Annotated in this window: 10 protein-coding genes and 1 pseudogene; 2 read left to right on the top strand and 9 right to left on the bottom strand. The window is 62.8% G+C overall.

Annotated elements, in window-relative coordinates; translation table 11 throughout:
- Nucleotides 1-13: 13 nt before the first annotated feature.
- From glgB to FZ934_RS13530, 8 genes and pseudogenes are all read right to left on the bottom strand, one after another.
- Nucleotides 14-2221 (bottom strand): 1,4-alpha-glucan branching protein GlgB, encoded by a 2208-nt coding sequence (gene glgB, locus FZ934_RS13565; RefSeq protein ID WP_153271496.1) that lies wholly within the window; start codon nt 2219-2221, stop codon nt 14-16.
- Nucleotides 2218-4680, bottom strand: coding sequence for a glycogen/starch/alpha-glucan phosphorylase (locus FZ934_RS13560; RefSeq protein WP_153271495.1), 2463 nt, complete (start codon nt 4678-4680; stop codon nt 2218-2220). Before FZ934_RS13560 ends, glgB begins: the two co-directional genes overlap by 4 nt.
- 277 nt (nt 4681-4957) lie before the next feature.
- Nucleotides 4958-6208: a pilus assembly protein gene (locus FZ934_RS13555; RefSeq protein ID WP_432443584.1), complete on the bottom strand. Its 1251-nt coding sequence runs from the start codon at nt 6206-6208 to the stop codon at nt 4958-4960.
- 190 nt (nt 6209-6398) lie between these two features.
- Nucleotides 6399-7277 carry a transglutaminase family protein gene (locus FZ934_RS13550; RefSeq protein WP_246737804.1) on the bottom strand — a complete coding sequence of 293 codons (879 nt, stop codon included), beginning with the start codon at nt 7275-7277 and terminating at the stop codon, nt 6399-6401.
- A gap of 4 nt (nt 7278-7281) precedes the next feature.
- Complete coding sequence (locus tag FZ934_RS13545; RefSeq protein WP_153271493.1) at nt 7282-9699, bottom strand: circularly permuted type 2 ATP-grasp protein; 2418 nt, start codon at nt 9697-9699, stop codon at nt 7282-7284.
- 13 nt (nt 9700-9712) lie between these two features.
- Nucleotides 9713-13032: pseudogene (locus FZ934_RS13540) on the bottom strand (DUF2126 domain-containing protein).
- A gap of 110 nt (nt 13033-13142) precedes the next feature.
- Nucleotides 13143-14525: a sensor histidine kinase gene (locus tag FZ934_RS13535; RefSeq protein WP_153271492.1), complete on the bottom strand. Its 1383-nt coding sequence runs from the start codon at nt 14523-14525 to the stop codon at nt 13143-13145.
- Complete coding sequence (locus FZ934_RS13530; RefSeq protein WP_153271491.1) at nt 14522-15199, bottom strand: response regulator; 678 nt, start codon at nt 15197-15199, stop codon at nt 14522-14524. Before FZ934_RS13530 ends, FZ934_RS13535 begins: the two co-directional genes overlap by 4 nt.
- Nucleotides 15200-15346: 147 nt before the next feature.
- Here FZ934_RS13530 and FZ934_RS13525 point away from each other — a divergent pair, with 147 nt between their 5' ends.
- Nucleotides 15347-16432, top strand: coding sequence for a MerR family transcriptional regulator (locus tag FZ934_RS13525; protein ID WP_153271490.1), 1086 nt, complete (start codon nt 15347-15349; stop codon nt 16430-16432).
- Between the two features lie 28 nt (nt 16433-16460).
- On the opposite strand, the gene FZ934_RS13520 is transcribed toward FZ934_RS13525, so the two are convergent.
- Nucleotides 16461-18311 (bottom strand): adenylate/guanylate cyclase domain-containing protein, encoded by a 1851-nt coding sequence (locus FZ934_RS13520; RefSeq protein WP_153271489.1) that lies wholly within the window; start codon nt 18309-18311, stop codon nt 16461-16463.
- A gap of 244 nt (nt 18312-18555) precedes the next feature.
- Between FZ934_RS13520 and FZ934_RS13515 the strand changes: the two genes are divergently transcribed.
- Entirely contained in the window at nt 18556-19620 is a 1065-nt protein-coding gene (locus FZ934_RS13515; RefSeq protein ID WP_153271488.1) for an acyltransferase family protein, read from the top strand.
- Nucleotides 19621-19627 lie beyond the last annotated feature (7 nt).

The following is a 19627-nucleotide window of genomic DNA, read 5'->3' as shown; positions in this document are numbered from 1 at the left end:
CTCCCACCAGTCTTCAAGTCTCAGGTTCAAGCATGATCGTCGCCAGAGGCGGCAAGGTGATCGACGCGGCGATTGTGCCGCCGGCATTGACGGCCTGAACACGACCGCCATTGCCCTTGCCGCTGCCGCCGTAGATGTCGGCATCGGTATTCAGGATCTCGCGCCACCGCCCCTCGGTCGGCAGCCGCACAGAGTAGTTCTCGCGATAAACCGGCGTCAGATTGGTGATGACGGCAACCGGCTTCTCGCCGGGCGCCTTGCGCAGCCAAGCGAAGACGGAGTTCTCGTGGTCGTCGGCGATCAGCCATTCGAAGCCATCGCCTTCGCAATCGCGGGCATGGAGTGCCGGTTTGCTGCGGTAGGTGAAATTTAGATCACGCACCAAGCGCCGCATGCCCTCATGCATGCGGTACTGCAGCAGGTTCCAATCGAGCGACTTCTCCTCGCTCCATTCGGCCCATTGCGCGAATTCCTGGCCCATGAACAGCAGCTTCTTGCCCGGATAACCCCACATGAAGGCGTAGTAGGCGCGCAGGTTGGCAAACTTCTGCCAGTCGTCGCCGGGCATCTTGGCGATCAGCGAGCCTTTTCCATGCACCACCTCGTCATGGGAAAGCGGCAGTACGAAGTTTTCAGAATAGGCATAGAGCAGGCCGAAGGTCAGCTCGTTGTGGTGATGCTTGCGGTGAATGGGCTCGCGGCTCATGTAGGAGAGCGTGTCGTGCATGAAGCCCATGTTCCACTTGAAGCCGAAGCCGAGGCCGCCTTCATGCACCGGCTGCGACACCTTGGGCCACGACGTCGATTCCTCGGCGATGGTCATGACGCCGGGATGCTCGGCATAGATGCGGGTGTTCATGTTCTGCAGGAAGCGGACGGCCTCAAGGTTTTCGTTGCCGCCATATTCGTTCGGGATCCACTCGCCGTGCTTGCGGGAGTAATCGAGGTAGAGCATCGAGGCGACGGCGTCGACGCGCAGACCGTCGAGATGGAATTTCTCGGACCAGTAGAGCGCGTTGTTGACGAGATAGGACACAACCTCGGTGCGGCCGAAATTGTAGATTGCCGTGTTCCAGTCCGGATGGAAACCCTTGCGCGGATCCTCATGCTCATAGAGCGCCGTGCCGTCGAACCAGCCGAGCCCATGTTCGTCGGTCGGGAAATGGGCGGGCACCCAGTCGAGGATGACGCCGATGCCGACCTTGTGGGCGCCGTTGACGAAGCGGGCGAAGCCCTCCGGCTCGCCGAAGCGGGCGGTGGGCGCGTAAAGCCCTGTCGTCTGGTAGCCCCAGGAGGGATCGTAGGGGTGCTCGGTGATGGGCAGAAACTCGATATGGGTGAAGCCCATGTCGACGCAGTAGGGGATCAGGCGAGCGGCGAGTTCATCCCAGGAGAGAAACGAGCCGTCGTCGCGGCGCTGCCAGGAGCCGGCATGCACCTCGTAGATCGAGATCGGCTGGCGGCGCTTGTCGGTTTCGCTCCAGTGCTTCAGATGCGCGGCGTCTTCCCACTCCTGCAGCAGCTCAGATGCTGCGACGGAGGCGGTTTTCGGGCGCAATTCGCTGCGGCGGGCAAACGGATCGGCCTTCAGTGGCAGCAGGACGCCATCCTGGCCACGGATCTCGAACTTGTAGGCGACGCCGGTCGGAACATCCGGCGCGAAGATTTCCCAGATGCCGGCGCCCGAGCGGAAGCGCATGACGTGGCGACGGCCATCCCAGCCGTTGAAATCGCCGACGACGGAGACGCGCTGCGCATTCGGCGCCCAGACGGCGAAGTGGATTCCTTGAGCGCCCTCGTGCTTGATCCAGTGCGCGCCCATCTTGTCGAACAGGCGCAGGTCGGAGCCTTCGCGGGCGTAGTAATCGTCCATCGGCCCGAGAACGGGGCCGAAGCTATAGGGGTCGGTGACGGCCCATTCGGCGTCACCGCGGCGGGCGCGGTAGCGCACCGGCACCTGCTTGTTGACGGAGACCGTGCCGGCGAAGAAGCCATCCGGATGCTGGAGCACGAGATCGCCGATGACAGTGCCGTCGAGCGACATCGCCGTCACCTCTTCGGCGCCGGGGATGAAGCATCGGGCAACGTAGACGCTGCCGGATTTGTGAACGCCCAGAACGGCAAACGGATTGGCATGCGCGCCAGCAAGGATTGCCGCTATTTCATCTGCCGAAATTTCCCAGGGAAGCTTGACTTCAGGGGTCGCCTTCGGCGTTTTCATCCGGCTCTCCAGATTTCCTTGGCATACTGCCGGATCGTGCGGTCCGACGAGAACCAGCCCATGCGGGCGGTGTTGCGGATGGTCTTTTCGCTCCAGGCGGCCTTGTCGTTCCAGAGGTCGTCGACTTCGCGCTGGGCCTGGGCGTAGGCGTCGAAATCGGCGGCGACCATGAACCAGTCGTGCGAATAGATGCCGTCGATCAGCTCGGAATAACGGTTGCGATCGTCAGGCGAGAAGACGCCGGAACCGATGGCCGACAGCGCCTGCGCCAGCTCATGCGAGCCTTCGATGATGGCGCGTGGATTGTGGCCTTTGGTGCGCAGGTCGGCGACCTCATCGGCGCGCAGGCCGAAGATCTTGATGTTGTCCTCGCCGACATTGTCGCGCATTTCGACATTGGCGCCATCGAGCGTGCCGATGGTGAGCGCGCCGTTCAAGCCGAACTTCATGTTGCCGGTGCCCGACGCTTCCATGCCGGCGGTCGAGATCTGCTCGGAGAGGTCGGCGGCGGGAACCATGACCTCGGCCAGCGAGACGTTGTAGTTCGGCACGAAGACGACCTTGAGCAGGCCGCGTACGGCCGGGTCGTTGTTGATGGTGCGGGCGACATCGTTGATCAGCTTGATGATCAGCTTGGCGTTATGATAGCTCGGCGCCGCCTTGCCGGCGAAAAGCTTCACGCGCGGCACCCAGTCCAGCTCGGGACGCGAGCGGATCTGGTCGTAGAGCGCCACCGCCTCGATGACGTTGAGCAGCTGGCGCTTATATTCGTGAATGCGCTTGATCTGGATGTCGAACATGGCCGACGGATCGATCTTCACGCCCATCCGGCTGGCGACCAGATTGGCGAGCGCCACCTTGTTGGCACGCTTCACCGCCGCGAACTTCTCCTGGAAGGCACCATCGTTGGCGAACTTGTCGAGCGGCCGCAGCTTTTCGGCGTCGTCGAGGAAATCGTCGCCGATCGCCTCGCGGATCAGGCCGGTCAGGCCCGGATTGCACTGCTGCAGCCAGCGGCGCGGGGTGATGCCGTTGGTCTTGTTGTTGATGCGATCAGGGTAGAGCTTGTGCAGGTCGGCGAAGACGGTGACCTTCATCAGGTCGGTGTGCAGCGCCGAAACACCGTTGATCGAATGTGAGCCGACGAAGGCGAGGTTGCCCATGCGCACGCGGCGGCTGCCGCTTTCCTCGATCAGCGAGATCGAGCGGATCTCGGTGTCGGAGAAGTTCTTGGTCTTGCGGGCTTCGAGCAGAACCTTGGCGTTGATCGCGTAGATGATCTGCATGTGGCGCGGCAGGAGGCGCTCGAACAAGGGGACCGGCCAGCTTTCCAGCGCCTCGGGCAAGAGGGTGTGGTTGGTGTAGGCGATCGTGCCGCGGGTGATGTCCCAGGCCTGGTCGAACTCCAGCCCGTGCACGTCGCAGAGCAGGCGCATCAGTTCGGCGACGGAGACCGCCGGATGGGTATCGTTCAGCTGGATCGCGACCTTGTCGGGCAGCGAGGTGAAATCGTCGTACTGCTGCAGGTGACGGCGCAGGATGTCCTGCAGCGAGGCCGACGAGAAGAAGAATTCCTGACGCAGGCGCAGTTCCTGGCCGGCCGGTGTCGCGTCGGCCGGATAGAGAACGCGGGTCAGGCTTTCTGCCTTGTTGCTCTCGCGCAGCGCGCCGATGTGGTCACCGGCGTTGAAGGCATCGAGCAGGATCGGGTCGATCGGTTGCGCCGACCAGAGGCGCAGCGTGTTGACGCGCTTGCCGCGCCAGCCGACGACGGGCGTGTCGAAGGCGGCGGCGATCACGCGCTCCGCCGGTTTCCAGATATAGCGCGGTTCGCCATCGGGGCTGTTGGCCGCATCGACCGCGCCGCCAAAGCCGATTTCATAGGCGCTTTCGCGGCGCTCGAATTCCCAGGGGTTGCCATGCGCGAGCCAGCTTTCCGGCAGCTCGACCTGCCAGCCATCGGCCATCTGTTGGCGGAACAGGCCGTGGACATAGCGGATGCCGTAGCCGTAAGCGGGGACATCGACCGTTGCCATCGATTCCATGAAACAGGCGGCGAGACGGCCAAGACCGCCATTGCCGAGCGCCGCATCCGGCTCGAGGCCGGCGATGACGGCGACATCGACGCCGAGCGAAGCGAGCGCATCGCGCACCTCTTCCATAAGGCCGAGGTTGGACACGGCATCGCGCATCAGGCGGCCGATAAGGAATTCCAGTGATAGATAGTAAACGCGCTTGGCGCCGGTGGCGTAGACATTCCGCGTCGACTCCATCCATTTGTCGATGATGCGGTCGCGAACGACGAGGATGGTGGCGGTCAGCCAGTCATGCGGCTTGGCGACCTTGGCGTCCTTGCCGATGCGGTATGTCAGGCGTTCGATGATTTCTTCAGCGAGGATTTCGGGCTTTGAACTGCGGGGGGCTGGGGAGGGGATAGTCGGCTTCGCAGCGGTATTCATCGTCAATCCTCGCCAATTCTGATTGGGTTTCAGTATGTTAAGCTTACTTCAATCGATTAGTCTAACGCACTAAAGATGCAGTTTACGCACCCTTACTACGCAGTTGCAACAAAGGAATTGGGCAAACGAAAAATTTGGCGAGGCCCTCGATCCCGTTGCTGAAAGGACTTGATTTCAATCGGTTTTCCGATTTGTATGCATGGGATTTGCAGCAAAACAAAAGCCGCTCCGGTTTGTTCCGAGGCGGCTTGTTTTTTGTTCGGTTTTCCGGCGAGACTTAGTTGGTCAGGCGGGTCGTCTGGTTGGCGGCTTTCGCGCCGATTTTCTTGAAGGCGGCCACAAGGTCGGCCATGCTTTCGGCCGCGAAATAGTGCGAGCTGTCGGTCGCGCAGTATTTCAAGAGCGCCTGTCCGTTGCTGGGGGCCATGAAGGCGACGGTGTAGATTTCGATGCTCTTGGCCTTGGCGGCGTCGCAAGTCTTCTTGGTTGCCGTGTCGTAACTGGTGGCGTTGTTGTCGCCGTCGGTCATGAACACGATATACTTCTTCGGCACCTGTTTAGTCTTGTCGTAGTGAATGGCATCCTCGCTGTCGTTTCCGGCGCTGTTTTTCGCCGTGAGCGAGGTATAGGCCGTGTTCACGGCGTCACTCGAGTTCGTGCCACCGTTGGCGCTGAGCGCATTGACGTAGCTCGAAACGGCGCTGGAGCCCCAGGCAAGCGGGCTAGCAGGGTATTGGTTGATGTCATAAGAGACAGCACCGGTGCGTGCGTAGATGTGTGTCGGATCGGCGGTCTCAAGCTGGTTCGTGAGGCTGCCCACCGCGAGCTTTAGTGCTTCGATCTTGGTGTAGTAGTTTGTTTCCGTTTTCGTGCCAGTGGCCTGCCGTGTTCCCGTACAGGTTTTCGGGTTCCTTTTGGTGCCGCAATCATAGGTATACGTTTCGGTGTATGTATATTGGGTGGTTTTGGTCGGCTGTTCGGCGTTGACCGTCGAGGTCGGATCGCCCATCGATCCCGATTTATCCAGCGCGAGGAACATTGAAACCGAACCCTGGGTTTCCGAGTAGCCGCTTGCCGTCTGGCTGGCCGCGCCGATGGTGGTCGTCTTGAAGCCGATGACCTGTGCAAGTCCGCTCAGCTGCATGCTGTAGGACGATGAAACGCTGACGCTGTAGCTGGTTGCGGTGCCGGTGGTCGTTTTCGTGGCGTTGACCGTTGTGGAACCCTTGAGGCCGGTCGTATCGCTGAGCACGTTCGCCATCTGGCCGGCGATGAAATCCTTGGCGAAGTCGGCAGCCGTGCTGGTGGTTACCTTGCCGTCGGCGAGAGCGGAAGCCGTCGCCAGCGCGGCGGAGTCGGACGCTTCCTGTAACTGGTGCTTCGCCATCGCGGTATTCGTTATATCGATCGCAAGTGCGCCCGCGCCAAGCATGATGGGCAACAAAATCGCGCTGACCATGGCGAAGTTGCCGCCGCGATCGTTCAAAAGCCTGGACGCACTGCTACGCAGCGAATGCAAGGTGCTCATCATGTTCACCTGAGTTAGATACCCCAACAGGCCAACAGTAATGCGCCGTATTTCTTGAGTTCGAATTTACCGGATGGCTAAAATTCTAGCGAGTTGTTGCTTTCTCGTGCGGTTTATACTCATTATTCCCGCATTGGGGGCACCATTCTCGCGATGCGTCTTAAGGATTGTGTCCGACTGGACACGCGCCTCATTGCAGCGGAACCACGTCAACCGCCTGCACCGAACGCTGCCCGCCGTAGCTCTTGAGGACGCCGATCACGGGTGCAACATCGGCATAGTCGCGTCCATAGGCGACGACGATATGGTCGGTTCCGGCGGGGATGTTGTTGGTCGGGTCCAGCTCCACCCAGCCGATCGTCTTGCCGCACCAGACGCGGACCCAGGCGTGCATCGCATCGGCGCCCTCGAGCCGTTCCTTGCCGGGTGGCGGAATGGTGCGGAGGAAGCCGGACACGTATCCTGCGGGAATTCCAAGGCTGCGGAGCGCGAGGATCATCACATGGGTGAAATCCTGGCACACGCCGCGCTGCAATCGGAATGCGTCGAGCGGCGTGCTGTCGACCGTCGTTGCCTCAGGATCGTAGGTGAAATCCTTGTGGATCTGCGCGCATATCGCGTTGGCGATCTCGAGCACCGTCAGGGACGGCGAAAGAGCGTCCCTTGCATAGTCGGAGATCGCCTTCGTCTCGGGCAGTCTCGGGCTGGTGCCGAGGAAATGATGCGGTGCGTCGGGCTTCAAGGACCAGATGGCGCCGACCTCTTCCGGAAGCTTGGCGAGTTCCGGAGAGAAATCAGCTGATATCGAATGGCTTTCGACCTGAACGCGGGCCTGCATCCTGATGTCCAACTTTTCATGCGGCGCGCGCAGCATGAAGGAGGTTGCGGGATGCTCGAAGAAATCGACGAAATGTGCCTGTTCGTCCGGCGTCGGCGAGACCTTGATGGAGCCGGCCACCAGCCGCTGGCGGTTCGGCAGCGACAGCGGCATCAGCCGCATGATGTGACGGGCGCCGGAGGCCGGCGTGTCGTAAATGTAACCCATGTGCAGCGAGAGATCGTAAAGCACCAGGTCACCCGAGATATGTGTGAGCAAGAAGGTCGGAGAGGTGTTCGAGCTCGCGTTCGAGGCGGCGATAGACGTCGACGCCCATCGTCTCCGGCGTCATGACCGCAAGGCCAGAATGCAGCCGCATCGCCTCGCGATAGAAGGGCGACATCTGGCCGTTGACCAGCGCGTTCGGCAGTTGCTCCACTTCGCGGTGGATCTCGTTCATCTGAAAAAGGATCGAGCGCGGGTTGAGCGGGTCGAGTGCCAGGAGGTCGGTGACCGTCAGGCGGGCGGTGTTGACGTTGTAGCGACGGCGATGGGTCATGACGCTGTCGCCGATCTCAAGCAGCATGTCGAGCGCGCCGTCAGGGGCGTCGGGGCCGGACATGTGGCCGAGCAGGCGGGTCATGTGCAGGCCGCGCTCTATATGGCGGCCGAGCGAGAGGAAGCGCCAGCCGGTGAAACGGTACATGTTTTCATGCACCAGACCGGCAAAGCCCGCGAGCTTGCGCAAGAGGATCGTCATCGCGTGACTTGCATCGTCGCCCGGCGAGACGGTGCTGTGGAAGCGCCTTGCGGTCTTGGCGAGATCGGTCAGCGCCAGCCAGCCGTCGGGCGAGAAGCGATCCCGGATGTTGCTTGCCGAATAGACCGCGCTGTCGATGTTGCGCAGCAGGTTTTCGGGAACGGCGTCTTCCGTGTCGATGTCGACTGCTGCCAGATATTCCGAAACGTCGGCCAATAGCGGCTGGCTCGGGTCGGCGGCCTCCGCAAAGCGGGCGTGCCAGGCTCGCAGGATGCGCAGTGCCCCTTCGGCACGCTCGATGTAACGGCCAAGCCAGAAGAGATTGTCGGCCGCGCGGCTCGGCAGGCTGCCCGGCATGTTGCGGGTGAAGCTGCCTTCGGCCGGCAGCAGCGTATGGCGCTCCACCGGCTTGTCGCTGACGATCCAGACATCGGCGGCCGCGCCGCCCGACTGCATGGCGATCGCCGAAACGTCGTCGCTGCCGCCGATCCGGGCAAAGCCGCCGGGCATGATCTGCCAGCCGTTGGCCGTGCGGGCCGCGAAGACACGCAGCGACATCGGCCGCGGCGTCAGCTTGCCGCCGATCCAGGCCGGTGTCGTCGACAGCGTCACGACCTCCTGACCGACGAGCTTTGCGCCGTCGGAGTTCAGCCAGTCGCCGATCGAATCCTTGGCGGCGGCGCGCAGACTGGAGCCGAGGACCGATTCGCCGCTATCGTCGAAGAAGGGGGCACGCGAATAGGCCGGGCCGATCACCATCTTCTCGATGTTTTCGGCCACATGCTCGCGCTCGCCCTTCTGGCCGCACCACCAGGTCGCGATCGAGGGGAGTTTCAGTTCTTCGCCGAACAGGCGGCGACAGATGGTCGGCATGAAGGCGAGAAGCGCGCGCGTTTCGATGATGCCGCTGCCGAGCGCGTTGACGATGGTCACGCTTTCGGCGCGCAATGCCTCGACGAGACCGGGCGTGCCGATGTGAGAGTTCTGGTTCAGCTCAAGCGGGTCGGCGTAGGCCGAGTCCAGACGGCGCCAGAGCACGGTGATCGGCTTCAGGCCGGAGACGGTGCGCACCATGACCTTGCCGTTGACGACGGTCAGGTCCTCGCCTTCGAGCAGCATGAAGCCGAGATAGCGCGCGATGTAGGCGTGTTCGTAATAGGTCTCGTTGGCGGGGCCGGGGGTGAGGACGGCGATGCGGTCGTCGCCGCTGTGCTTCATGCCCTGCAGCGCATCGCGGAAGGCGCCGAAGAAGGAGGCCAGCCGGTGGACCGAGGTTTCCGCGTAGATGTCGGAGAAGGCGCGGGTCGTCGCGACGCGGTTTTCCAGCGCAAAGCCGGCGCCCGATGGCGCCTGGGTGCGGTCAGCCAGAACCCACCAGTTTCCGTCAGGACCGCGGCCGATCTCGAAGGCGCAGAAATGTAGGTAGTGTCCGCCGGCAGGGGTCACGCCGACGAGCGGACGCTGATACTCGGGATTGGCGGCGATCAGCGCCGGCGGCAGGACGCCATCCGCGACCAGACGGTTCTCGCCATAGATATCGGCAACGATTGCTTCGAGCAAATCGGCGCGCTGTACCAGGCCGGCGGAGACCGCCTCCCATTCGCGGGCATCAATCAGCACGGGCACATGCGACAGAGGCCAGGAGCGTTCCGCGCTACCGGTGCTGCCATAGGCGCGGTAGAACACGCCGGCATCGCGAAGGTAGCGGTCGGCGCGAGCGAAGCGCTCCGTCAGATCCTTCTCCGGCATGCCGCTCAGATGCGCGAAGAAACGCTGCCAAACGGGCCGGATGGCGCCGTTGGTATCGACCATCTCGTCGGCGACGCCGGGCAGCGGAGCATAGCCAAGAACCGCTTCGTTGCCGATGCGGGACTGTCGCTCTTCCCTCAGTTCTGCCGTCGGTTTTTTGCCCATTTCACCCTAAAGTCTAAATTCCCACCGGCCTGCGAAGATCGAGCGTCAGCGGAAACTCCGGCGACGCTGTCTCGGTGCGCGGAATGTACCCGCCGGCCGTATGCCCCCACGGCTCGAATCGCGCCAGACGCCTTGCTTCCGCTTCGTTACCATTGACCGGGAAGGTGTCATAGTTACGCCCGCCCGGATGGGCAACATGATAGATGCAGCCGCCGATCGAACGCTTCGACCATGTATCATAAATGTCGAAGGTGAGCGGCGTGTTGACCGGCAGTAGCGGGTGCAATCCCGACGCCGGCTGCCATGCCTTGAAGCGGACGCCGGCGACCGAGACGCCAGCGGTGCCCGTCGGCGTCAGCGGCACGGTGCGGCCGTTGCAGGTGACCGAATAGCGCTGCGCATTGCCGGTCTCCAGTCGCACTTGCAGGCGTTCGACGGAGCTATCGACATAGCGCACGGTGCCGCCGATCGCGCCTTCCTCGCCCATGACGTTCCACGGCTCCAGCGCCTGGCGCAGCTCCAGCTTGGCGCCTTCGTATTCCACCTCGCCGCAGAAGGGGAAGCGGAACTCGAGCTGCGCCTTGAACCATTCCGGGCTGAGATCGAAGCCGTTCTGCCTGAGGTCGGCGAGCACGTCCTGGAAATCAGCCCAAACGAAATGCGGGAGCATGAAGCGGTCGTGCAGCGTGGTGCCCCAGCGCACGAAGCGGCCGTCGGCCGGGTTCTGCCAGAAGCGGGCGATCAGGGCGCGGACGAGAAGCTGCTGGGCGAGCGACATGCGGGCATTGGGCGGCATCTCGAAGCCGCGGAACTCGACGAGGCCGAGCCGGCCCGTGGGGCCATCCGGCGAGAACAGCTTGTCGATGCAGATCTCGGCGCGGTGGGTGTTGCCGGTGACGTCGATCAGCAGGTTGCGGAACAGGCGGTCGGTGATCCAAGGCAACGGTGTTACGCCCTTGCCGGGTGCGGGGATCTGGGCGAGTGCCGTTTCCAGCTCGTAGAGGCTGTCGTGGCGGGCCTCGTCGATGCGCGGCGCCTGACTGGTCGGGCCGATGAACATGCCAGAGAACATGTAGGAGAGCGAGGGATGGCGCTGCCAGTGCAGGACCAGGCTCTTCAACAGGTCGGGCCGGCGCAGGAAGGGGCTGTCGCCGGGATTGGCGCCGCCGACCACGACGTGGTTGCCGCCGCCGGTGCCGGTGTGGCGGCCGTCGATCATGAACTTGTCGGTGCCGAGCCTCGTCTGGCGGGCTTCCTCGTAGACCGCGGTGGTGATGTCGACGCAGTCCTGCCAGTTGGAGGCCGGGTGGATGTTGACCTCGATGACGCCGGGATCGGGGGCGACGCGGATGACGTTGATGCGTTCGTCCTGCGGCGGCGAATAGCCCTCGATGTGAACGGGGAGACCGAGTTCGGCGGCGGCGTTTTCGGCGGCCGCGATCAGCTCGAGATAATCCTCGATGCGCTCGACCGGAGGCATGAAGACGCAGAGCCTGCCGTCGCGGGGCTCGACCGAGATGGCGGTGCGCACGGCGCCGCCGATCTCACCGATGGTCTGCTCGACGCGGCTCTGGCCGGCCTCCTCGCTGTGGCGCGACGCCTCCGGCATGGCGCGGCCCGCGGGCACGAAGACCTCGGGCAGTGATGCGCGCGGGATCGAGGGATCGGCGGTGTGGATATAGGGGAAGCGGGCGGGCGGCACATAAGGGAGCGTGCCGAGCGGCAGGCGGTAGCCGACGGGGCTGTCGCCGGGGACGAGGAAGATCTTGCCGCGACGGGTCTTCCAGCGTTCGCTCATCCAGCGCTGGCCGGAGGCTTTCGCGTTCCAGGCCTGGACGGGGAGGATATGGCCGGTCGGCGTCGTCAGCCCGCGCTCGAAGACGCGGGCGATGCGGCTGCGCTCCTCAGGGTCCTTGAGCTTGGAATTCGAAGGATCGACATTATCGGGCAGGCTGCCTTCCTTGAGAATCCATTCGGCCGGATCCTCATAGGCGGGCAGGACCATGTCGGTGTCGATCGCCAGCTCGCGGGCGATGGCGGCGAGCAGATTGCCGGCATCGTCGGCGACGACGCCGGTGTCCCTGTCTTCGCCGGCGATCAGGTCAGGGTTGCGCCAGATCGGCTTGCCGTCCTTGCGCCAGTAGAGCGAGAAGGTCCAGCGCGGCAGGCTTTCGCCGGGATACCACTTGCCCTGGCCGTAATGCAGGAAGCCGCCGGGGCGAAGCGCTCGCGCAGCTTGCGGATCAGGATATCGGCCTTTTCGCGCTTTGTCGGGCCGACGGCGGCGGTGTTCCATTCCTCGGATTCGAAATCGTCGATCGAGACGAAGGTCGGCTCGCCGCCCATGGTCAGGCGGACGTCTTCTGCCTTGAGGATATCGTCGACCTTGCGGCCCAGCGCGTTGAGTTCGTCCCAGCTGTCGTCGGAAAACGGCTTGGTGATGCGCGGATGCTCGGCGACGCGCGAGACCTTCATGTCGAAGGCGAATTCGGTGTTGGCGTGGCCGTAGAGCGCGCCGGATATGGGGGCGGCGTTGCGATAGTGCGGGGTGGCGGCAAGCGGTATATGGCTTTCGCCGGTGAGCAGGCCCGAGGTCGGGTCGAGGCCGATCCAGCCGGCGCCGGGAATATAGACTTCCGCCCAGGCATGCAGGTCGGTGAAATCGACCTCGGTGCCGGAGGGGCCGTCGAGCGCCTTCAGATCCGGCGTCAGCTGGATGAGATAGCCTGACACGAAGCGGGCGGCGAAGCCGAGATTGCGCAGAATCTCGACCAGGAGCCAGCTGGTGTCGCGACAGGAGCCGAGCGCAAGCTTCAGCGTCTCCTCCGGCGACTGCACGCCGGGCTCCATGCGGATCACATATTCAATGTCGCCCTTGAGCTTCGCATTGAGGCCGACGATGAAATCGGTCGTGCGCACCGGTGTGCGGTCGATGCCTGCGAGATAGGTTGCCAGCGCCGGCTCCATCGGCTGCGGCTGCATGTAGATCTTCAGGTCGTCCCTGATTTCCTCGGGATAGGAGAAAGGCCACATCTCAGCGCTCTCCTCGACGAAGAAATCGAAGGGATTGTAGACCGTCATGTCGGCGACGAGATCGACCTCGATCTTGAACTCGGTGACCGGGTCGGGGAAGACGTAGCGGGCCAGATAATTGCCGTAGGGATCCTGCTGCAGGTTTACGAAATGGTTCGCCGGCGAGACCTTCAGCGAATGGCTGATCACCCGCGTCTTCGAGTGTGACGCGGGCTTGAGGCGGATGATCTGGGGTCCGAGGCGGACCGGCTTGTCGTATTTGTAATGCGTCAGGTGATAGATGCTGGCCTTGATCGACATATTTCGCCTTATCCGGCGCCGCGACGTTGCGCGGCATTGCTGTTCCCGGAAAACAGTGTGTGCAATGCAGCGAAAGAATGCAAGGCGGAAAGGCCAAGCCGGCTAAGCCTTTACGTCGCCTTTGCAAACGTGACGGAGGCCTTGAGGCCTCTGCCGGCTATGCCCGGCTCCAAGGTCAGCGCCGCGTTGAAGAGGCCGGCGATCTCCTCGACGATCGGCAGGCCGAGTCCCGCTCCGGGTGCGCCGGAGTCGCTGCCGCGCGAAAAGCGCTGCCGGACGGCTTCCAGCTTCTCCCTCGGAATGCCGGGGCCGTTGTCCTCGACTTCGAGGCGGACCGCGTCATTGGTCTCGGATATCCGCACGGTCACCTCGGCGCCCGTGCCGGCGTATGCGATGGCGTTTCCGGCGAGATTGCGCAGCAGTTCGCCGATCAGCAGCGGCTCGGCGCGGATAAGGGCAGGGCGATCGCCTTCGAAGCCGAGGTCGATGCCTGCCTCGGCGGCCGTGGGGATGAGTTCTCCGGTTATCTCCTGGGCAATGGCTGTCAGGTCGATCGAAGAGGCGGTCAGCGCTTCCTTTGCCACGGCCGCATCGATCTTCGCCATCAGCAGCAGCTGTGCGAGGATTCGTTCGGCGTGAGCGACGGCCTGGTCGCCCTTCAAGGCCGCGCCCTGCGCTTCGGTCAATGTGCCTGATCGGGCCGAGAGGGCGAGCTGGGTGCGGATGATCGCAAGCGGCGTGCGCAGCTGGTGGCTGGCATTGCCGGTGAAATTGCGGAGCGCGTCGAGCGCCGATTCCAGGCGCACCATGAAGCCGTTGACGGTATCGACGAGCGGCTGCACCTCGCTCGGGACGGACTGTTCGATCGGATGCAGGTCATCAGGGCTGCGCTCGCCGATCGCGTCACGCAGCTTGTAGAGCGGGCGGAGCGCAACGGTGACCGAAATCCAGACGATGACGGCGGCGCCCGCAATCATCAGGGAGAGACGCAGCGCCGAGCGGAACAGGATGGCGCGCGCGAGCTGGCGGCGGGCAATCGTCGTCTCCGCGACCGTCACGGCGAAGGGGACTGAGCGAATGCCCGTCGAGGCAGAGCGTTTGAGCGTCGCCACGCGGATCGGTTCGTCGCGGAAGGTATCATCGGCAAAGGCGGCTGTGTCGCCCACGGTTTCGGCAAGCACGGGCAGCGCCTGGTAACCGGTGATGAATTTTCCGGGTGGGCCATCGACGCGGTAAAAGACGCGGTCCTGCGCGGCCGAGGTCAGCATCTCCAGCGCCACATAGGGGATATCGACCTCGAGCGTGCCGTCTTCGGCAACGACGACGCGTTCGGCGATGGCGAGCGCCGAGCCTGCCAGCACGCGGTCGGAGACAATGTTGGAGGTCTGCACAGCCTCGCGGTAGGTGTCCGCGAGTGCGACCATGCCGATGATGGCGGTCGAGATCAGCAGCCAGAACAGCAGCCTTCGTCGGAGCGAATAGGCCGTCGTCATGAGGCCTCAGGTAGCTTGTCGAGATAGTAGCCGATGCCGCGCGCGGTCTTTACCGTCAGGCCGTATGGCGACAGGCGTTTTCTGAGACGGCTGACGTACTGCTCGATGGCATTGGCGGAGATGTCGTCGTCGAAGGCAGTCAGCGACTGGATGATCGCTTCCTTGGCGACGACCTTGCCGGCGCGCATGAAGAGGATTTCGAGCAAGCCGAGTTCGCGGGCGGGGATGTCGAGCGGCGTCGAGCCGGCGAAGAAAGCGCGCGAATTGAGATCGAGCGAAAGGCCGCCGAAACTGACGGTGGCCGAATGCAGACCGGCCTGACGGCGTAGCAGAACACGGACGCGGGCCTCGAATTCCGCAATATCGAAGGGCTTGATAAGGTAGTCGTCGGCACCGAGATCGAGGCCTTTGACGCGCTCCTCCGGCGTGCCGCGCGCCGTCAGGATCAGCACCGCCGACTGGTTTTGCCGGGCCCGCATGGCACGCAGCACCTCAAGGCCATCCATTTCAGGCAGGTTCAGGTCGAGCACGACGAGATCGAAATTCTCGGCGGCCGTCACGGCATTGGCGGAGGCGCCGTCATGCACGACGTCGACGGCATGGCCGGTGCCGCGCAGGATCGCCGAAAGCCCGTCGGCCAGGGCGATATTGTCCTCCACCAGTAGAATGCGCACGGATGTTCCCTTGATTTTTCGCCCAAGACTATAGGGCGGCGCCGACGATGTCACGGGTAGAGGGGATCGCCAGATGTCGCAAAATTGTTGGCAGCAGCACTTGAGCCGGCCCCAAGGTCATAGCCTATAACAGTTGCCGGAGGTGCTATGAGCGAGCAAGGCAATGACAATCGCTGGCTGACCGCTGCCGAGTGCGCGGAACAGATGGGCCTCACTGTGCGGGCGCTGCGACTCTACGAGACGCGGCGGCTTATCAGCCCACGACGAACGGGCAAGAATTGGCGTTTATACGGCATGTCGGATATCGCGCGGCTGCACGAGATCCTTGCCCTGAAACGTCTCGGACTCAGCCTTGCCCATATTACCGATCTGCTCGCGGGGCATGCGGTGGATCTGGATCGGACGTTGGCTATGCAAGAGGCAGCAATGATGGCCTTGCGTGGGCGTGCCGACGAGGGGCTGGCGTTGATCCAGGCTTCGCGTCGGCGCATCGCGTTGGGCGAGCCGGTTGCAATCCACGACATCATCCGAATAGCAAGGGAGACAAACATGAGCGATAATAACAGCGACGCCGTCGCATGGCGGCGCTATGAACAAGCGCGCCCACGCGTCGAGGTGCCGACCGATCCCGCGCTTCACCCGCGCTATGTGGGCTGCTATCGTTTTGCAACCGGCGCCGTGATGACGATTTCTGTGCGACCTGGCGGGCTGTCGGCACAACTGACGGGACAGGATTCGTTGGAGATATTCGCGGAGAAGGATGATCTGTTTTTCTATCGCGTGGTGCCCGCGCAGCTGAGTTTTACGGGTGACGATGGAGGATTGGCGCGCAGCCTGATCCTGCATCAGAACGGCTACGAGCAGACCGCGTTCCGGATAGATGAAGCCCGGGCGCGAGCCATTGCTGCCGAGCTTGAAGATAGGATCAAGGACAAACGCCCGGTGCCGGATAGCGAGGCTCGGCTGCGCGGCCTTATTCGCGAGGCTATTCAAGGCGAGTACGATTTCAACCAGATGACTGAGGGGCTCGCAACTGCGACGCGTGAGCAGGCGCCGAAAATCAAAGCAGACCTCGAAAAGGCGGGTGCCTTGAAGGGGCATGTTTTTAAAGGCGTCACCTCGGAAGGCTGGGACGTATACGACGTTACGTTCGAGAACGAGAATCTGGAGTGGCGCTTTGTTCTAGCCGATGACGGGCGCATGAGCGGTGCGTGGATCCGGCCGTTGCCTTGAGCGTTCGCACATCGGCCGTCCGTTTGCTTCACTGCTGGGCGATCGCTTCCATCAGCCGGATGAAGCGCGGGTCGGAGCGGATGTTGTCGAGGTCTGAATCGTTGTCGAACCAGCCGATCTGGTAGGAGGAGCTGTTGGGCAGCAATTGCTCCAGGAGTTCGATGGCGCGATCGGTCTCTCCCAGCACGGCGTGGACGCAGACGGCGTTGTAGCGGGTGATGACGTCGTGCGGGTCCATGGCGAGCGCGCGGTTGATCCAGGAGATTGCGCGTCTGTTATCGCCGATCTGCGCGTAGGCAAGGGCTGCGCGGTGGATGGGGGCCGAGTTGCCGGGGTTGTGTTCGGCGGCACGTTCGGCGCGGGCCGCTCCTTCCGCCGCCCATTTTCGACCCTCCCCGGTGCGCCCGAGCGACCGGCAGGCAGCGGCGAGCAGGACCGGCGAGACGTAATCATCGGTGTAGAGCGCTGCCGAACGCTCGAAATAGACGATCGCATCGTTGAACTGGCCGCGCTTGAACAGGCGGTGGGCGAAGTGAAAATTGGCCTCGAAGAGATTGGGATCGAGGGCCAGCGCGCGGGCAAAGTAGACGTCTGCCTCTTCGTCGCGGTCGCTGTGATGAAGCGCGATGGCGCGGGCGGCGTGGGCCTCGGCGAGCTCGGGATCAAGCGCGATCGCCTTGGCGGTCATCTCCAGAATTTCGCCGATCGGCAGTTCCGCGGCGTACCAGATGTAGAGGGCGGAATCGCAATCGGCGATGCCGGCATAGGCGCGGGCATAGTTCGGATCGAGCTCGATCGCCTTGTAGAACATGCGCCGTGCCATGACGAGATAGGACATGGTCATGGAGCGGGCGAACTTACGGCCGCGCAGATAGTAGGTGTAGGCCTCGACATTGGTGGTGGGATCGCTTTCGAGCGCGCGCACTTCCTCCGGCCGCATCTTGATCTTCAGCTGGCCGACGATCGCATGGGCGATCTCATCCTGTATGGCGAAAATATCGGTGAGGTCCCGGTCATAGCGATCGGCCCAGAGGTGGTCCTCGTTGCTGGCGTCGATCATCTGCGCGCTGATGCGCACGCGCGTACCCGATTTGCGAACGCTGCCCTGCAGGACATAGCGCACGGAAAGCTCGCGGGCGATCTGGCCGATCTTCACGCTGCGACCCTTGTAGGCGAAAGTGGTGTTGCGCGGGGTCACCAGCAGGCCGGAGATCTTCGACAGATCGGTGATGATGTCCTCGGTTAGGCCATCGGAGAAGTATTCCTGGTCGGGATCGTCGCTCATGTTGGTGAAGGGGAGCACGACGATCGAGCGATCATCGTTGACGGGCATTTCCGGCGCACCATTGCTGGCGTCGCCGGGCCGGTCGAAGCGCACGGCGTAGACGTGGACCTGTTGCTGGATGTTCTTCAGTGTCTGTCGGCCGCGATCGTCGAAGCCGAGATCGAGCCGGCCGCCGACATGGTCGCGCACCGAGGACGAGACCGCGATGCCGCCGGGTTCGGCCACGGCCTCCAGCCTTGCCGCGACATTGACGCCATCGCCGAAGATATCGCCGTTCTCGACGATGACGTCGCCGAGGTTGACGCCGATGCGAAAGCGGATGCGGCGCTCTTCCGGTACCTGTTCATTATTGAGCGTGATGCCCCGCTGGATGTCGACAGCGCAGGCGACCGCGTTGACGACGCTGCCGAATTCCGCCAGCAGCCCATCGCCGAGCAACTTGACCAGCCGGCCGCGATGGCGGGCGATCGCCGGTTCGATCAGCTCGACGCGGTGACGGTTGACGGCCTTCAGCGTGCCGGCCTCGTCGATGCCCATCAGCCTGCTGTAGCCAACCACATCGGCGGCAAGAATGGCGGTCAAACGTCGTTCCAAGGCGTCCTCCGATCGAAACCGCCAAACTCTAACGTGTTTTGTCGTCACCGACGAGGGTGCCGGTTACCAGATGTCCATTCGGATATTCCACAGGCTCATCTGCTGAAATGCCGCTGCTCTAATAACGAGGTATGCGTCTCCCGACGTAGGGCGCTTCATCCAATTTCCCGTGTGGCAATCCTCGGACGGTCCCATAAGACTCGAAGTTCGAGTGCAAGCGTACTTCATGGTTTCGAGGCGTTGAATGGCAAGTCAGTCGGGTTCCGAGCAGAAATACTATCCCTTGTTTGATTATCTCAGGATTTTTCTAGCTGTTGTCGTCATGCTTTGGCACGACGGAGTTCTGGATTGGAACCAGAGCGGGAACTTCGCTGTTCAGGTCTTCTTCGCTCTCAGCGGCTGGCTGATCGGCGGCCTGTTGATCGATATGTCGAGCCGCGAACTGCCGCGCTTTTATTTCAACAGAGCGATGCGCATCTGGATACCTTATTTCATCACACTCGCCCTTCTGGTCAGCGTGAGCCTGCTGAAGGACCATCTGACGTTCAAATGGCTGGAGATCGTCTTCTACAAGGCGAGCTTCGTCTATAATCTGTTCGGAACGCAGCAACTCGCCGAATTTGTCAATGCGATGCCGCTGCAGGGCACCGGCAACCATTTCTGGAGCGTCGACGCCGAAGAACAGTTTTATCTCGTCGCCCCCTTCCTGCTGGTGATGATCCGACCGTTCGGGCGTTCCCCGCTACTGTGGGCCGTCCTTGCGGCGACTGCCTGGTGGTGCGATCTCTATGCCAGCATCGTGTTCGGTGTGTTTGCGGCGGTTTCGGCGAGGCGCTTCGGCCATATTCATTCCTTCACGCCGGCCCGGGTGATGTCGTTCGGCGGCGTGCTGATCTTTTCGTCGGCCCTGTTCGAAGGGTTGAGCTACGAGGCATGGGCGCCCTTGCTGGCGATCTGCATCGTCATGCTGCTTGCCGTTCCCGGAAAGCCTCTCTTCATGGGACGGTTTCTCGGCGGCATGTCCTATCCGCTCTACCTCAACCACTGGATCGGCGTGTTCGCGGCCAATGCGGTCCTGGGGCCTTTCGGCCTGAAGGCATCGATCCTGCGGCACGTGTTGTCCGCCGTGCTCAACCTCGGCATCGCGGCGGCGCTCTATCAGTGGGTGGATCGACGTATCCTGGCGGTACGTGGCGATATCTTTACGCCGGAGCGCGGCAGGCTGGCGATGTGCCTCGGCTATGGCCTCGTCAGCGTCGGGGTCGTTACCGGGCTGGTCCTAACCAATATCGTGGCGCCGCACGCCTGAGGCGGCC

It is taken from the genome of Rhizobium grahamii, from assembly GCF_009498215.1.
Lineage (GTDB): Bacteria > Pseudomonadota > Alphaproteobacteria > Rhizobiales > Rhizobiaceae > Rhizobium > Rhizobium grahamii_A.
The sequence above is the reverse complement of the archived record's forward strand: the minus strand, read 5'-3'. Positions and strand labels throughout refer to the sequence as shown.

Excerpts from the sequence above, each read along its gene's own strand:
- FZ934_RS13555 (WP_432443584.1), bottom strand. The coding sequence starts at position 6,208 with ATGAGCACCTTGCATTCGCTGCGTAGCAGTGCGTCCAGGCTTTTGAAC.
- FZ934_RS13545 (WP_153271493.1), bottom strand. The coding sequence starts at position 9,699 with ATGGGCAAAAAACCGACGGCAGAACTGAGGGAAGAGCGACAGTCCCGC.
- glgB (WP_153271496.1), bottom strand. The coding sequence starts at position 2,221 with ATGAAAACGCCGAAGGCGACCCCTGAAGTCAAGCTTCCCTGGGAAATT.
- FZ934_RS13525 (WP_153271490.1), top strand. The coding sequence starts at position 15,347 with ATGAGCGAGCAAGGCAATGACAATCGCTGGCTGACCGCTGCCGAGTGC.
- FZ934_RS13535 (WP_153271492.1), bottom strand. The coding sequence starts at position 14,525 with ATGACGACGGCCTATTCGCTCCGACGAAGGCTGCTGTTCTGGCTGCTG.
- FZ934_RS13560 (WP_153271495.1), bottom strand. The coding sequence starts at position 4,680 with ATGAATACCGCTGCGAAGCCGACTATCCCCTCCCCAGCCCCCCGCAGT.
- FZ934_RS13515 (WP_153271488.1), top strand. The coding sequence starts at position 18,556 with ATGGCAAGTCAGTCGGGTTCCGAGCAGAAATACTATCCCTTGTTTGAT.